The following is a 14,726-nucleotide window of genomic DNA, read 5'->3' on the forward strand; positions in this document are numbered from 1 at the left end:
GCTAGTTCCAGCAATCCGTGCTGCTTGCAGTCTTGACTCCGGTGCTCGTCAAAATGAGATCACCGCATTCCAGGTCCCTGAATTTCAAATCCACGTTGTATGTCCCCGGCATGGCCGTCAATTGCACGCAGCTTTCGATCGACTCGTCCTGGCAGGACTCCGCCTTGATTTCGTATGCGCTGCTTTTCGCGCTATTTCCGGAGAACCATTTGAATTTCCTTTCCTCTTCGTCCGTTGAGGAAGAATGAAAGCGGATATAGCTGTTGTGCCCCGAATAGAAACGTTCCTCTTGCTGCATCGCCTGCATTAACGCAGCCCGCCCTTCGGCGCGCTTGCTCTTGCGTACCGACTCGCGGTATGACGGTATGGCGATCGCCGTCAGCAGTCCCGCGATGGCAAGGGCAATCATGAGATCGGTGAGCGTGAAGCCGTGCTGCTGAACCTCAAAATCAATTGGTTGCTCACTTTCCAGCAAGAGCATCGTGTAACTCCTTCCAGTTAGGGATTTCTCGCCAGCTGAAACGGCCAACTGGCATCGCATGTTCTTCGCTGTTCGTACCGGCTTTCCGATAAAGCGCCTGTAACATCACCTGGGTAGTATGTGCAGCACCGAAACCGATTGCGGTAATGCGGTAGTAATAAATTGCCTTCGCTCCACCGCCGCTACTGTCAGGCATGAGTTCAATGATGTACCTCGGCACGTGCGATGGAAGCGGACCGGCTCCGTTCGGAAGTGTGCGCCCGGTGAAATGACCGTAAGGCACCGACTTCGTCCCCGTCAGGGCACTTGCGAAATCCATTAGTTGCCAAGTCGGTCGGCTAACTTCCCCGGACAGGCACAAGCCGAGGTAGAGCGCCGTCTGGCCGTTATTGCAATCCAACGCAAATCCCTCGTTCCGATCCGGTTCAAACAGGTAGCTGCGCGGCGAGGTTTCAATATCCAGTTCGGCATCGGTCAGCGCCGCCTCCGCAGCCAGCAGAGCAATCTCCCGGTCGCGCTCGTTGCGCGACGCCTTTTCATCCTGCAAAGAGATCCGCGCCGCCGAAAGCCCCACCATTGCCAGAAGTGCCAGCATCAGTAGCGTCACGATAAGCGTGGCTCCGGATTCGACATTCCGACGGTAGAAAGCGCAAAGCGGACCGAGCTTGGAGCGATGTGCGAGCCTCATCGCGAGCCCTCCGCTAACGGCGGCGGTTGGCGCAGATGGATCGTCGTCGCAAAGATTCGGCGCACCCGGCCACGCTGCAACGTTGGCATCTCTGCATCGCGAATGCGCACGCCCTTGTCGCTGTCCGCAAATGCATTCGCGTAATCCTTGCCAAACAAATCATGCTCAGCACTCATACGTTCTACGCCGGCCAGATGCGCGCCATGGATAAGCATCGCGATCCTTACAGCCACGACCTTCTTCCAGTTTGTTTTGCGCCCCCTGTCCCGCGCTCGCGCTGCCGCGTCGACGCCTTCAAGGACGAGGGTGCCATCCAGCGCATCGATCGCCGATGCCGTCATAAACTGGTTCGGCAAGCCGTCCGCGTCGGTATCGAGCCCGTACAGCACCTGGAACGATTCGACGCCGCGCACGATTGCCTGGGACGACCAGCCGCTTGCTCCCTGATACTTACAGTACAGCTCCGGCTCGCCGGTAGCATCTTCCACCACATAAAAAATGCTCCATCCACGGCTGTCGTCCGCCAGCGCGTCGACTGCCCCGGCAACACCAAAACCCGCACAATTAATCATCGACCCATCGGCCGCACCGCCAGCGCCGGAGCCGAAAAATCGCACGGCAAGCACATCACTGCCGTTCACCGACTTCCTGACCGGTAAGTCGATACCTTGCGTACTGCTTTTCAAGCTGCGTGCATCCAACCCGGCAATCATTCCCCCGATGAGATCCGTACTGAGCTGCGCATTGCTCATCCCGCTCCAGGGAAAATAAGCGGACTGCCGCACCGCCCGCGAAACCGTTTCGATTGCAAAGCGTCCGCTCGCCTGTATCTGCGCTTCGTCGTCTTGCATCAGATAGCCGGATTTGGTCGACATAAGAAGAACCGTCGCCGCCATCACGACAAACAAGCCGATCGTCATCGAAATCATCAGCTCAATCAGCGTTACCCCTGACTGGCCACATGCGCCGAGCAAGCCGGCGCCAGCATCCCTGACACGTCCCTTCATGACGGTTCAATATGCTACGGCCAGCGCGACGGATGGCGCGGAGATCCCGTTGGCATCCCGCTGCTGACTTCCGTCTGGATTTTTTGCCTGCCAACCCAGCTTGATGACAATCGGTGCTTTGCCGCCCACTCCGCCATTACAGTTCCAGTTCAATGCATTCAGGACTCCACTCCACGGATTAGCATCACGGCATACAACGACGCGCCCACCCGGCAAAGCCGCTTTGACACGCATTTTCCATTCATACATTTCAAATTCAGCCAATTCCTGTGGATTGCATTCATTGCTGTAGCAAAGCTTTGCCGGCTTTTGTGGATCGCCATCGACCGCTGCTTGGTAGTCGAATCCGCTATAGGGATCAGCCCCGCTGGTTTGCAGAAGGCGCCCATGCCCAGCCCGCACTGCGCCCGCCATTTCTGCGGCAAGCTGGTGCGCGAAAGTGTGAAATGCCGACTGTTGCGCGGTTCGCATCGCCGTCAACTGCATACCGGCAGCCCCCAGAACACCCACCCCGAGAACCACGATGGACACCAACACTTCAACCAGGGAAAAACCGCTTTTCGTCCATCCATTCATGTTTATATTTATTATTAATTTGACAACATTTTTGACGCAAAAACTCCATCCTCCCGGAATATGCCGAATTACTTGGAGGGGTTTTTTCGTTCTCGCCCAACCTCGGCGATTACATCCTGGAATTCCGCAACGTCTTCAAAACTCTTGTAGACGGACGCAAAGCGAATGTAGGCAATCTTGTCGAGACGTTTAAGCTCTCGCATGACCAATTCACCGACATGACCCGAAAGCACTTCTCGAGCACCGCTCGACAGCAGCTTTTCTTCGATATGGTGGATGGCCGCATCCACCGCTTCGGCAGACACCGGGCGCTTGCGTAATGCAAGCATCATGCTGCCGCGCAGCTTGGCTGGGTCATATTCCGTGCGGCTGCCATTTTTCTTGACGATGACGGGCATCGATAATTCGATGCGCTCATAGGTAGTAAAGCGTTTGTCGCAATGCGCGCAACGGCGCCGACGCCTGATGGTATCCCCCTCTTCCGACACGCGCGTGTCGATGACCTGGGTGTCGTCATGATGACAGAAGGGGCATTTCATAGTGGTCAACCATTCGTTTCAGGCTCTGCAGCAAGTTATCAATCAGTTAATTCTGTTGCACGCATGCAGAGCCATCAATCACATATATTTGGTATATGGCATTGTTTCGAGAGGGAACATGCTGCCTCGTTGATTATCCGCAAACGCATATTGCTTCTGCGTCGAGCAACAAAGCAGCACTATCCATTCCCGTCTTAACGCGCGTATACCGGGAACGCGTCGGTCAATTTCTTGACTTCCGCCTTCACGCGCTCGATGGTCGCAGCGTCGTGCGGGTTGTCCAGCACGTCGGCGATCAGGTTGCCGACCTTGGTTGCTTCCGCTTCCTTGAAGCCGCGGGTGGTCATCGCCGGGCTGCCGAGACGGATGCCGGACGTCACAAACGGTTTTTCCGGGTCGTTCGGGATCGCATTTTTGTTGCAAGTCATATGCGCGGAGCCAAGGATCGCCTCGGCTTCCTTGCCGGTGATTTTCTTGGCGCGCAAATCGACCAGCATCACGTGCGATTCGGTGCGGCCGGAGACGATGCGCAAGCCGCGCGCGATCAGCGCCTTGGCAAGTGCGTCGGCATTCTTCACTACCTGCTGCTGGTAAGCCTTGAATTCCGGTGACAGAGCTTCCTTGAAGGCGACAGCCTTACCGGCGATCACGTGCATCAGCGGACCGCCCTGGATACCCGGGAAAATCGCGGAGTTGATGGCCTTTTCATGCTCAGCCTTCATCAGGATCACGCCACCACGCGGGCCGCGCAGCGACTTGTGGGTGGTCGAGGTGACGAAATCGGCGAACGGTACCGGGTTTGGATAAACGCCAGCGGCGATCAAGCCGGCGTAGTGCGCCATGTCGACCATGAAGTAGGCCCCGACCTCTTTCGCGATCTTGGAAAAACGCTCGAAATCGATGCGCAATGCATAAGCGGAGGCGCCAGCGATGATCAGCTTCGGCTTCTTTTCGCGCGCGAGCTTTTCCATCGCGTCGTAATCGATTTCTTCCTTGTCGTTCAAGCCATAGGAAACGACGTTGAACCACTTGCCGGACATATTCAGCGCCATCCCATGAGTCAGGTGGCCGCCTTCTGCCAGTGACATGCCCATGATGGTGTCGCCCGGCTTCAGCATCGCAAAGAACACGCCCTGATTGGCCTGCGATCCGGAGTTCGGCTGCACGTTGGCCGCTTCCGCACCGAACAATTCCTTCAGGCGGTTAATCGCCAGCGTCTCGGCCACGTCGACGAATTCGCAACCGCCGTAATAGCGCTTGCCCGGATAGCCTTCCGCATACTTGTTGGTCAGTTGCGAGCCTTGCGCCTCCATCACGGCTGGCGAGGTGTAATTCTCGGATGCGATCAGCTCGATATGGTCTTGCTGGCGCTGATTTTCCTGTTGAATGGCGGACCAAAGTTCCGGATCGACTTTGGCGATGGTGTGGTCTTTTGCGAACATGAAAAACTCCAATCGATTTAAGTATGCAAAGCGGGTTTGCCGAAATCGAATGAGGGCCGATGGAAGAAGACAGGCAGCCTCAGTCGTACATTCCATTTGGGCTGCCCAGGCGAACGGCGAAAGACATCTCACGTTCCCCGGTGGATCTCCACCTTGTCGCCGGAGCTGCAAGCCCCTGCTTTTTCGCCAGTTACGTGAGACGAAATGGTACCAAATTGTAAGGTAGGTGCTTGATTTGAGCAAGAATGGTAGAAAATTCCGCACCGTTTCTTCGGGAGCAGCAGGGACCACCTTTGGGCTACAATTTCGCAATTCGTTGCATACCACCAATGGGAGATTGCATGATCGTTCTGGTTACGGGCGCCACATCCGGCTTTGGCGCGGAAATGGCCCGCAAATTTGCGCAAAACGGACACAAAGTGATTGCTGCCGGCCGTCGCAAGGAACGATTGGATGAACTGGCCGCCGAACTTGGCGCCAATATATTGCCAGTCGTAATGGATGTCCAGGACAAGACATCAATCCAAAATGCTCTTGCCAGTCTGCCCGCTGCGTGGCAGGAAATCGATGTCCTGATCAACAATGCAGGACTGGCTCTGGGCATCGAACCTGCGCACAAAGCGTCGCTCGATGATTGGGAAACGATGATCTCAACCAATTGCACGGGGCTCGTCACAATCACTCGCGCCCTGCTGCCCGCCATGGTGGCGCGGGGACGCGGCACTGTGATCAATATCGGCTCCGTGGCGGGCACCTACCCTTATCCGGGCGGGAATGTGTATGGCGCGACCAAGGCTTTTGTCGACCAGTTCACACTGAACCTGCGCGCCGATCTCGTGGGCACTGGCGTACGGGCCACCAATATTGCGCCCGGCTTGTGTGGCGGCACCGAATTCTCGAACGTACGCCTGAAGGATGACGCCGCTGCTGCCAAAGTCTATGAAGGCACAGTACCGCTGACAGCCGCCGACATAGCGGAAACCGCCTACTGGATTGCGACGTTGCCGCCGCATGTGAATGTCAATTACATCGAATTGATGCCATCCTGCCAAGGTTTTTCCCCCTTTGCGATCAAGCGGAGCATCTAGGCAGCCGATATGCAATCCGATTTCACCTGGACCGTACGCGTCTATTACGAAGACACCGATACGGGCGGCATTGTCTTTTATGCAAATTATCTGAAATTTTTCGAGCGTGCCCGTACCGAATGGCTGCGTGCGGCGGGCATCGGGCAGCAAGCATTGTCGGAGTCGCACCATGCAATGTTCGTCGTCAAGAGCACAGCCGTCGATTATCATGCTCCAGCGAAACTAGATGATGAACTGAAACTCACCGTCGTTGTCGAACGGCTCGGACGTGCCTCAATGCAATTTATTCAGGAGGCTTGGCGCGTTGGCGGCGAGCAGCCGCAATTACTCACCAGCGGGCGCATCAAGGTCGGCTGCGTGAGTACCGAAACTTTCCGGCCCTGCCCGATACCGGACGAGGCGCTTGAACGCATAAAAGGCACCGGATCGATTTCCAGTTAGGGAGCGCAGCCCGGTTGTTGCCACGGGCCGCTTTTTATAATTACAAATCAGAGTTGAACGTTTCAATGACCGTCACCCAAGATCTCTCCTTCCTTTCCCTAATTACCAATGCATCACTGCTGGTGCAGCTCGTCATGGCACTGCTGCTGCTGGTGTCCGTGATGAGCTGGTCATATATCTTCCGCAAGATGTTCGCTATTAAAAGCGCGCGCAGCCAGACCGAGGAATTCGAACGCGCGTTCTGGTCAGGCGGCAATCTCGGCGCCCTGTATGAGGAGGCCGGCTCCAATCGCCGCCGTACCGGCGCCCTGGAACGCATCTTCGAGTCCGGCATGGGCGAGTTCAACAAGGCCCGCGCAGCCTTCGGCAGCAAGAGCATGGTCGACGCCGGCGGTGTCATCGACGGCGCGCGGCGCGCCATGCGGGCAGCCTACCAGCGCGAGATGGATGCGCTGGAATCGCACCTGGCCTTCCTGGCATCTGTCGGCTCGGTTTCCCCGTATGTCGGCCTGTTCGGCACGGTATGGGGCATCATGAATGCTTTCCGCGGCCTGGCTAACGTGCAGCAGGCAACGCTGGCGGCAGTCGCGCCCGGCATCGCCGAAGCGCTGATCGCTACTGCCATCGGCTTGTTCGCGGCGATTCCCGCCGTCGTCGCCTATAACCGCTATTCGCACGATATCGACCGGCTGGCGATTCGCTTCGAGAGCTTCATCGAAGAATTCTCCAACATCTTGCAACGGCAGGTCCGCTAATGGCAGGCTTCAGTTCCATGCGCGGAGGGCGCGGCCGCAAGCTCAAGTCCGAAATCAACGTCGTGCCGTATATCGACGTGATGCTGGTGCTGCTGATTATTTTCATGGTTGCCACACCGGTGTCGAATCCGGGCGTGGTCAACCTGCCGACTGCGGCCAAATCAGCGCTGCCGCCGACCGAATACATCCAGATCGCGCTCAAGCCCGACACCACCGCCACCATCGGCATCACTGGCGGCAAGGACAGCCGCCAGCAGGCCGAATCTGTGCCCGGACGCAGCGCACTGATGCAAAAGCTGCGCACGATGCACGAGGCCAATCCTGAACTGCCTGTGATGATCGCAGGGGACAAGGACATCAAGTACGACGACGTCATCCAGGTGATTTCGGAAGCGAAAAAGCTCGGCGTCAACCGCGTGGGGCTGGCAACCAAGCAATGAAACCGATGACTGACGCAATGCCGTACACCGTACCGCAGGAGCCGGGACGCTGGCGCGCCATCATCCTGGCGGCGCTGGTGCATGCTGCACTGCTGGCCTTTCTGTGGGTCGGCGTGCGCTGGCAGAACGAAGCGCCGACCACGATCGAAGCGGAAGTATGGAGCCCGCAGCCGCGTGAAGCTGCCCCTCTGCCCGAACCTGCCGCCGAAAAAGAGCCCGAACCGGCGCCCGTGATCAAGGAAGCGCCGCGCGAACTCCCGAAACCGCAGGTGGAAGAGCCGCCAGTCGTCAAGCCGGACATCGCCCTCGAGCAGGAAAAGAAGCGCAAGGAACTGGAAAAGAAGAAGCGCCCGGAAGAAGAACAGCTGGCCAAGCAGAAGAAGATCGAGCAGGAGAAGCTAGCGCAAAAGAAAGAGCGCGAAGAACGCGAGGCGAAGCTAAAGAAAGAGGAAGAGCTGGCAAAGAAGAAGGCGGAACAGGAACGCCTAGCCAAGCAGGAAGCCGAGAAGAAGGAAAAGGACAAGAAGGCCGCCGACGCCAAGCGCAAGCAGGAAGCTGAAGACAAGAAGTTCGCAAAGCTGCGGGACGAGGAAATGCGACGCCTCGCCGGCGGCGTGACTGGTACAGGCGGCAGCGGCGAAGCGGCCAAGTCTCAGGGTGGCCGCGCCGATTCCGGCTATGCGGGACGGGTAGCAGCCAAAATCAAGTCGAACATCGTGTTCAACGTGCCCGAAGGAGTGGCCGACAACGCCCCGGTCGAATACGAAGTCAACCTGCTGCCGGACGGCTCGATTGCCGGCATGAAGAAGATCAAATCCTCCGGCGTGCCCGGCTTCGATGAAGCCGTTCGCCGCGCCATCGAAAAATCGCAGCCGTATCCGAGAGATAAATCGGGTTCGGTCCCGTCCAGTTTCATTGGAACCCACAGACCCAAAGACCAGTAAGCACTTATGAAAAAACTATTCTTGCGCTGCATACTGTTGATCGGCGTCGCCGCAGGCTCGCTTGCGCACGCACAGTTGCGGATCGAAACCTCCGGCGTCGGCGCCACCCAAATCCCTATCGCCATCGCCGGCTTTGCCGATGAATCGATCGTGCCGCAGCAGGTCTCCGGCATCATCAAGGCCGACCTTGAGCGCAGCGGCTACTTCAAGATCATCGATACCGGCAATGCCATCTCCGAAACCGCGCCGGTCAATTACGGCGAGTGGAAATCGCGCGGCGCCGACGCGCTGGTGGTGGGTAGCGTGCAGCGCCTGGCCGATGGCCGCTTCGATGTGCGCTACAAGCTGCTCGACACCATCAAGTCCGCCAGCCTGTCCAGCATCGGCCTGGCGACCTCGCCGAACCGGGTGCGCGTGGCTGCCCACAAGATCGCCGACGACATCTACGAAAAACTGCTCGGCGTGCGCGGTGCGTTCAGCACGCGCATCGCCTACGTCACCAAGTCCGGCCGCGACTATCGCGTCGAGATCGCCGATGCCGACGGCGCGGACATGCAGGTTGTGCTGACCTCGAAGGAGCCGATCATTTCCCCGGCATGGTCACCCGACGGCACCAAGGTCGCCTACGTTTCCTTTGAAAGCAAAAAGCCAGTGGTCTACGTACAGGACCTGGTCACCGGCAAGCGCGCCGTCGTCGCCAACTACAAGGGCAGCAACTCCGCGCCCGCCTGGTCGCCGGACGGTACGAAGCTGGCTCTGGCACTGTCGCGCGACGGCCTGACCCAAGTCTATGTCGTCAACGCCGACGGCGGCGGTTTGCGTCGTCTGACGAATACCGATGGCATCGATACCGAGCCGCAATTCTCCCCCGACGGCCAATCCATCTATTTCACCAGCGATCGCAGTGGCGGACCGCAAATCTACCGCATGAACGCAAGCGGCGGATCGGCGCAGCGCGTGACATTCCGCGGCAGCTATAACATCAGCCCGCGCATCTCCCCTGACGGCAAGACCCTCGCCTATATTTCGCGCCGCGACGGCCGTTTCCAGCTGTATGCGCTCGATTTGACCAGCGACCAGGAAATGCGCCTATCCGACACGGCCAAGGATGAATCGCCCAGCTTCTCGCCCAACGGCAAGTACATCATGTATGCAACCGAGTCCGGGCGGCGCGGAACGCTTGCCGTGGTGTCGGTCGACGGCAGGGTCAAACACACCCTGACCACGCAGGCAGGCGATATCCGCGAGCCCACATGGGGCCCATTCATGAAATAATGCCGTTTTACAACAACACCGCTTCACTCCAGGAGAAATTTTCATGCGTAAATTCACGACTTCCGCCCTCATTCTTTCCAGCGCACTCGTGCTGGCGGCCTGCGGCTCGTCCGTCAAGCTTGACGACAAGGCCAAGGTCGAAGAACGCAATCCCGTCCCGACCGCCGGCGCAGACACCCGCACGGTGACTCCGGTTGCCGCCGTCACGACCGACCCGCTCAACGACCCGAAGGGCGTGCTTGCCAAGCGCAGCGTGTACTTCGACTTCGACAGCTACATTGTCAAGGATGAGTTCAAGCCGGTAGTCGAGGCGCACGCCAAGTACCTCGGCTCGAACAAGGGACGCAAGATCGTCATCCAGGGCAATACCGACGAACGCGGCGGCCGCGAATACAACCTGGCGCTGGGCCAGAAGCGTGCCGAAGCAGTGCGCAAGTCGCTGGCGACGCTGGGCGTGTCGGAATCGCAGATGGAAGCGGTTTCCTTCGGCAAGGAAAAGCCGAAAGCGACCGGCAGCGATGAAGCATCCTGGGCAGAAAACCGCCGCGCCGATATCGTCTATCAATAAAATATGAACAAGATCATCAAATCTTCGATTGCTGCGGCCTTCATGGCCGCATTTTCTTTGGCCCCGCTCGCGGCGCAGGCAGCACTGTTCGAGGATGACGAAGCGCGCCGCGCGATTCTCGAAATCCGCAAGCGGCTCGACGGCATGCAGGGCGACCTCAACACCAAGGCCGACAAGAGCAGCAACTTCGACTTGAACAACCAAAACGAACAGTTGCGGCAGGAAATTTCGAAGCTGCGCGGGCAGATTGAAGTGCTGACCAACGAGCTGGCGAATCAACAGCGGCGCGAGAAGGATTTCTACGTCGACCTCGACACTCGTCTGCGCAGGCTGGAACCGCAGAAGGTCACGATCGACGGCAAGGAAGTTACGATGGAACCGGGCGAGCAGAAAGCGTATGACGCGGCGCTCGGCCATTTCAAGACCGGCAGCTACAAAGAAGCTGGTGCAGCGTTTTCCGACTTCCTGCGACGCTATCCACAATCCGGGCTCGCCCCATCGGCGCAATACTGGCTGGGCAATACCTATTACGCACTGCGCGACTATCGCAGCGCGATCAGCGCGCAACAAGTGGTAGTGAAAAATTATGCCGATAGCCCGAAGGTTGCCGATGCGCTGCTCAACATCGCAAGCTGCCAGATGGAACTGAAGGACAAGACCGCCGCGAAAAAGACGCTGGAAACACTGATTGCGCAACACCCGGAATCGCAAGCGGCACAGACGGCGAAAGAACGTCTGACAGCGCTGAAGTAGGATGTCTTGGCCGGACTGTGCGAATGCATGCAAATGATTCCGCAAAGCATTTGACAGAACAACCAAAACTTCTCTATAATCTTTGTCTCTCGGGTCGTTAGCTCAGTCGGTAGAGCAGCGGACTTTTAATCCGTTGGTCGCGTGTTCGAGTCACGCACGACCCACCAAAATCAGGGGCTCAGGTAAAAACCTGGGCCCTTTCTGTTTTCTGCCGCCCCTCTTCTCTTCATTGCCCGACACGGCAACACGCTGCGTCAGCAAAGCGCGCTTGACCAGCGTCAGTCAAACACCCGCATGACGATGCAGTACACGACAATCGCCACGCATACCAAGGCCAGATGCGACAGGTGGAAGACCAGTTTTCTCTTGTCGCGAATCGCGAATTTCACTTTCAGCTTGTCGCGGATCAGCCCCGTCGATATCTTGCGCACGAGGCCAGCCTTCGGTTCCGATACTCTCGTCTCCGGCGGCGCTGCTTCCTGCTTTCTCGGGGTCGGTTCGGCCACCACGGCTGGCGCTTTCGGCGGATACAGGTTTTCTGCCATTTCCGGCCGCCGCGGCTGAATCTCCTCCGGGGGCTTTACACGGCCTGTGGTCAGCATGAAGTGCAGCTCGGATACGGAGGGCTTGCGGCTATGAACTTTTTCCCAGGCCTGCACGAGGTTGACGTAGCCTTCCCCAAGCAAGGCGTCGTAAAGATGATTACCCATCTCGCGCCCTTTTTCGAAGGCCTTCGCGAGCTGGTTCTCATGCACGTCGCGCTCATTCCCGCTTATGGCTTGGGCCGGCACATCCTCTGCATATTCGACTGGTCCGTTGATCTGCACTGCCGGCTCAAGGATGACTTTGATGTCGATCCCCTTGAGTTCAAGCAGCGCCTGCACTGCGGCATCGACGCGCAGGCCGGAACCGGCGGCTGCGTGCTCGGGAAACAGTGCTGATGCACGGTAGCCGCGCAGGAAGGATAGCCAGGGCTCCATGTCGGCCCTGGGCAGGGAAAACGGCTTGCTCCAGGTTGCGCCATCCGCATCATCAATAGGGATCAGCGCGGAGCGCATGTCGGGGACGCTACGCAGCGGGACGACAAATTCGGCAGGAGGCGGCATTTCGTCGCTAGGTAGCGGCAGCGCATGATCCTGCCGCCCCTCCTCCCGCAATTCTCCCCGCTGTGGAACGGGCATCGCCGGCAGCTCGTCGAGCCTCGGCTCGATTCGGCGCACACCGCCCTGGCGCATGCGCACCTTCTCCTGCTCGACAGCCTTTCGGGCTTCCTCCAGGAGGCGCCTCTGCCGTTCGGTTTCCTGCTGCAGGAGATCGTTCAAAGCGATTTGCCCCTACGCCGATCCAGAGCTTCGGATTACCCCCGTAACCATGGAATGCAAGCGCACGCAAGCCGCATCCAGTGGAGTGTGGCTTGCGGGTGCAGAATCATGGTCGGACATAATCGGAAGATCTCGAAGGAGGTTCCGGCTTACACGATCGTTTCCGGAGCCTGGGATGCCATCAGGATGGATGCGTGCACCATGGCCGCAGCTGTGCCTGCTTTATCGTTCAACAGGGCCGACAGAATCGTGGTGTCATTGAAGCGGAATCGCGACAGCATCATGTTGCAACTGGCCAGCTTCAACACTTGTGCATTGCTCATTCCCGCGATCAGGTCTGCGATTTCGCCGCTGATGCCGAGCCGGAAAATCGCCTCAGCCCGATCTTGCCGGATCATTTGTTGCGCGATCATCAGGTAGCTCAGGTTGACGTCGCGAATTTCGGATGTGTAATCGTTATTCGACATGGCAGTCCATCCCTTTTTCAATGAGCAAAAACTTCTTGTAATGCGTCGAGTATCTTGGCCAAGGTTTCATTGCTGACCGTGCCCAACTTGCGGACCAGCCGCGTCTTTTCCGTCGCGCTAATTTGATCCAGCAAAATCAATCCGTCTTTCCCCATAAAACTTATGGGAATCCGGAAAGGTGCCGGCAAGTCCAGCGTACTCATCGGCGCCACGATCAATGTGTTGAGATGCTCGTCCATCTCTTCGGGCGAGACGACGACGCAAGGCCAGCGCTTTTGCGTCACGCTGCCGATCGGCCGGTCAAAGTCAATCAGCCATATCTCTGCACGCATCACCATGAAAATTCCACGTCCGACTCCTTCGGCAGAAGCGGCCAGACAATCGCTTGTTCAGCGGAATGAGCGGCGATCAGCTGGCATGCCTGCGCCCATCCTTCGCGCGATTTCTTTTTCGGCTTGCGGATCACAATTGCGTCCTTTTCCACTTGCAGGTCTACTTCCCCGATGTCGAGGCCCGCTTGCAGCAAAAAGGGCTTGGGGATCAACACGCCTTGCGAGTTGCCCATTTTGCGAATTGTGGTCTTCATCACAACTTCCTTTAACAGCATGTTCTCATATAGTGCGTTAAATTACCACAAGGCAAGTTACATATGGACACATTGTTGTTACAAGGCATCCATTTGTTCTTACATTGTTTCCACTAAACAACAAAACATGGGATATTGGTAATAACAACGTGAAAACGCGAGGCCACCCTTGGACGTACAGCGGTACCGGACATGGATGAACCCAGACTGCGAGGAATGGTGAGATGCCGCGCGGCAATGCGCTCTGACAATGCAGCAATGTGGAATGTAAGCAGCCTAATCAGTACGGCTTCGCATGGGCATAAGATGGGCAACCATTCTTTCCCCACATGCCACTGCATAAGCGCCACTTGCATTGTTCGCGCCGGATCAAATTGCCGGCACGCGTGCATTTGGCCAATTTCGGCTGCATGTGCGCTGAGTTGAGCGAATCGTGGCGCCTCACATCTTTTTCGGCTACGTGGGAAGATGGCGCACGGGAGCGGGTCCGTGCTTCGTTTAAGGTCCGACTGCGCTCAGATTTTTTTTTTAGTTCTTCATCGGCCTGCTGCCGAATCCGTTCGATCTCGCGGTCCTTCATTCCCCGCGCCGCGGAACGACTTCTTGGGGTCTTGTGCGGCGCGGCTTGCAACTGTGCTTTGGCCCGCTCGGACAAGGCGGCCTGCCCAGTGGCGGCACGCATTGGCTGGTTCGCCGCCTTCGCCTTTCCCGCATCCACTTCAACGTGGCTTTGCTTGCCTTCGTCGGGCTGGCCACTGTATGGCAACTCGCCCGGATTCAGTATGGGAACAGATGAGTCCATGCTCGTGGCAGGTGGCTTGCGACCATCATACGGCAACTCACTGGCGCTGATCCCGCTGCGCGCCGACGCCGGCGACTGGCTATCCCTGGAAGCCGAAACAGTCGACAGCGGCCCGGAAAGACTCGGTGGCAAAGGCCTTGTTCTGGCGCCGGAAAACCACCATGTTGCCGCCAGGCCGACGCCAGCGCCGAGTGCGAAGATAAGCAGCATGAGAACTGTGCGATACACGGAGCGACGCTTCATCCGCTGCGGCTGCTCATAGAGCGCCGCGAGTGCCCTTAACCGTTCATAGTCGGGTGCGGCGAAATCGCCAGCGTTGCCCGCCGAGCGCGGCTCCGGAATGGAAGTGTGCCCGCCCTCATTGAGGGCGTCGGCAGCATCCGTCGGCGCCGCACTTTGGCTTGCAGAATCACGGTCTTCCTGGCCCGATAATGGCCGTCGCGATGTGGCACTCGTCAATCGGCTTGTCCTCGCAGGTTTTCCGGGACGTGCATGTTCCGGATTCAGTCTGGATGGGGATAACGTCCACCTCTGCCGCCGAGCATGCTCGCA

The 14,726-nt window shown here is 58.0% G+C and carries 19 protein-coding genes, 1 tRNA gene and 1 riboswitch; of the genes, 9 read left to right on the forward strand and 11 right to left on the reverse strand.

The genetic code is table 11. The features are described 5' to 3' along the window. Position 1: 1 nt before the first annotated feature. From TSA66_RS09160 to glyA, 6 genes are all read right to left on the reverse strand, one after another. A complete protein-coding gene (locus tag TSA66_RS09160) occupies positions 2-481 on the reverse strand; it encodes a type IV pilin protein (RefSeq protein WP_084199440.1) in 480 nt (159 codons plus the stop codon). Next, the gene (locus tag TSA66_RS09165) at positions 462-1,169 is read right to left on the reverse strand and encodes a pilus assembly protein (protein WP_052452196.1); all 708 of its coding nucleotides are present in this window, start codon (positions 1,167-1,169) and stop codon (positions 462-464) included. The genes TSA66_RS09160 and TSA66_RS09165 overlap by 20 nt, the downstream gene beginning before the upstream one ends. Continuing rightward, the gene (locus TSA66_RS09170; protein WP_052452197.1) at positions 1,166-2,176 is read right to left on the reverse strand and encodes a PilW family protein; all 1,011 of its coding nucleotides are present in this window, start codon (positions 2,174-2,176) and stop codon (positions 1,166-1,168) included. The genes TSA66_RS09165 and TSA66_RS09170 overlap by 4 nt, the downstream gene beginning before the upstream one ends. 6 nt (positions 2,177-2,182) lie before the next feature. Continuing rightward, positions 2,183-2,752, reverse strand: coding sequence for a type IV pilus modification protein PilV (gene pilV, locus TSA66_RS09175; protein WP_040039778.1), 570 nt, complete (start codon positions 2,750-2,752; stop codon positions 2,183-2,185). A gap of 68 nt (positions 2,753-2,820) precedes the next feature. Continuing rightward, positions 2,821-3,291: a transcriptional regulator NrdR gene (gene nrdR, locus TSA66_RS09180; protein ID WP_040039779.1), complete on the reverse strand. Its 471-nt coding sequence runs from the start codon at positions 3,289-3,291 to the stop codon at positions 2,821-2,823. A 194-nt stretch (positions 3,292-3,485) separates the two neighbouring features. Then, positions 3,486-4,733: a serine hydroxymethyltransferase gene (gene glyA, locus TSA66_RS09185; RefSeq protein ID WP_040039780.1), complete on the reverse strand. Its 1,248-nt coding sequence runs from the start codon at positions 4,731-4,733 to the stop codon at positions 3,486-3,488. A gap of 96 nt (positions 4,734-4,829) precedes the next feature. Further along, positions 4,830-4,937: riboswitch (ZMP/ZTP riboswitch) on the reverse strand. 137 nt (positions 4,938-5,074) lie between these two features. Here glyA and TSA66_RS09190 point away from each other — a divergent pair. From TSA66_RS09190 to TSA66_RS09230, 9 genes are all read left to right on the forward strand, one after another. Then, positions 5,075-5,821: an SDR family NAD(P)-dependent oxidoreductase gene (locus TSA66_RS09190; RefSeq protein WP_040039781.1), complete on the forward strand. Its 747-nt coding sequence runs from the start codon at positions 5,075-5,077 to the stop codon at positions 5,819-5,821. A gap of 9 nt (positions 5,822-5,830) precedes the next feature. After that, positions 5,831-6,262, forward strand: coding sequence for a tol-pal system-associated acyl-CoA thioesterase (gene ybgC, locus TSA66_RS09195; protein WP_040039782.1), 432 nt, complete (start codon positions 5,831-5,833; stop codon positions 6,260-6,262). Between the two features lie 65 nt (positions 6,263-6,327). After that, positions 6,328-7,017 carry a protein TolQ gene (gene tolQ / locus TSA66_RS09200; RefSeq protein WP_040039783.1) on the forward strand — a complete coding sequence of 230 codons (690 nt, stop codon included), beginning with the start codon at positions 6,328-6,330 and terminating at the stop codon, positions 7,015-7,017. Continuing rightward, a complete protein-coding gene (locus TSA66_RS09205) occupies positions 7,017-7,457 on the forward strand; it encodes an ExbD/TolR family protein (protein WP_040039784.1) in 441 nt (146 codons plus the stop codon). The genes tolQ and TSA66_RS09205 overlap by 1 nt, the downstream gene beginning before the upstream one ends. A gap of 5 nt (positions 7,458-7,462) precedes the next feature. Continuing rightward, positions 7,463-8,401, forward strand: coding sequence for a cell envelope integrity protein TolA (tolA, locus tag TSA66_RS09210; RefSeq protein WP_040042371.1), 939 nt, complete (start codon positions 7,463-7,465; stop codon positions 8,399-8,401). A gap of 6 nt (positions 8,402-8,407) precedes the next feature. Beyond that, on the forward strand, positions 8,408-9,676 hold the full coding sequence (tolB, locus tag TSA66_RS09215; protein WP_040039785.1) for a Tol-Pal system beta propeller repeat protein TolB: 1,269 nt from the start codon (positions 8,408-8,410) through the stop codon (positions 9,674-9,676). 43 nt (positions 9,677-9,719) lie between these two features. Continuing rightward, positions 9,720-10,244, forward strand: coding sequence for a peptidoglycan-associated lipoprotein Pal (pal, locus tag TSA66_RS09220; RefSeq protein ID WP_040039786.1), 525 nt, complete (start codon positions 9,720-9,722; stop codon positions 10,242-10,244). Between the two features lie 3 nt (positions 10,245-10,247). After that, positions 10,248-10,997 carry a tol-pal system protein YbgF gene (gene ybgF / locus TSA66_RS09225; RefSeq protein ID WP_040039787.1) on the forward strand — a complete coding sequence of 250 codons (750 nt, stop codon included), beginning with the start codon at positions 10,248-10,250 and terminating at the stop codon, positions 10,995-10,997. Positions 10,998-11,088: 91 nt separating this feature from the next. After that, a tRNA-Lys gene (locus TSA66_RS09230) sits at positions 11,089-11,164 on the forward strand. Positions 11,165-11,275: 111 nt separating this feature from the next. Here TSA66_RS09230 and TSA66_RS09235 read toward each other — a convergent pair. From TSA66_RS09235 to TSA66_RS09255, 5 genes are all read right to left on the reverse strand, one after another. Then, positions 11,276-12,319, reverse strand: a complete 1,044-nt coding sequence (locus TSA66_RS09235; RefSeq protein WP_040039788.1) for a hypothetical protein — start codon at positions 12,317-12,319, stop codon at positions 11,276-11,278. Positions 12,320-12,468: 149 nt separating this feature from the next. Further along, complete coding sequence (flhD, locus tag TSA66_RS09240) at positions 12,469-12,786, reverse strand: flagellar transcriptional regulator FlhD (protein WP_040039789.1); 318 nt, start codon at positions 12,784-12,786, stop codon at positions 12,469-12,471. 17 nt (positions 12,787-12,803) lie between these two features. Further along, complete coding sequence (locus tag TSA66_RS09245) at positions 12,804-13,124, reverse strand: type II toxin-antitoxin system PemK/MazF family toxin (RefSeq protein WP_040039790.1); 321 nt, start codon at positions 13,122-13,124, stop codon at positions 12,804-12,806. Beyond that, positions 13,118-13,372, reverse strand: coding sequence for an AbrB/MazE/SpoVT family DNA-binding domain-containing protein (locus TSA66_RS09250; RefSeq protein ID WP_040042372.1), 255 nt, complete (start codon positions 13,370-13,372; stop codon positions 13,118-13,120). Before TSA66_RS09250 ends, TSA66_RS09245 begins: the two co-directional genes overlap by 7 nt. 280 nt (positions 13,373-13,652) lie before the next feature. After that, the gene (locus tag TSA66_RS09255; protein WP_040039791.1) at positions 13,653-14,633 is read right to left on the reverse strand and encodes a hypothetical protein; all 981 of its coding nucleotides are present in this window, start codon (positions 14,631-14,633) and stop codon (positions 13,653-13,655) included. Between the last annotated feature and the right edge of the window lie 93 nt (positions 14,634-14,726).

It is taken from the genome of Noviherbaspirillum autotrophicum (genome assembly GCF_000818395.1).
GTDB classification, from domain to species: domain Bacteria; phylum Pseudomonadota; class Gammaproteobacteria; order Burkholderiales; family Burkholderiaceae_D; genus Noviherbaspirillum; species Noviherbaspirillum autotrophicum.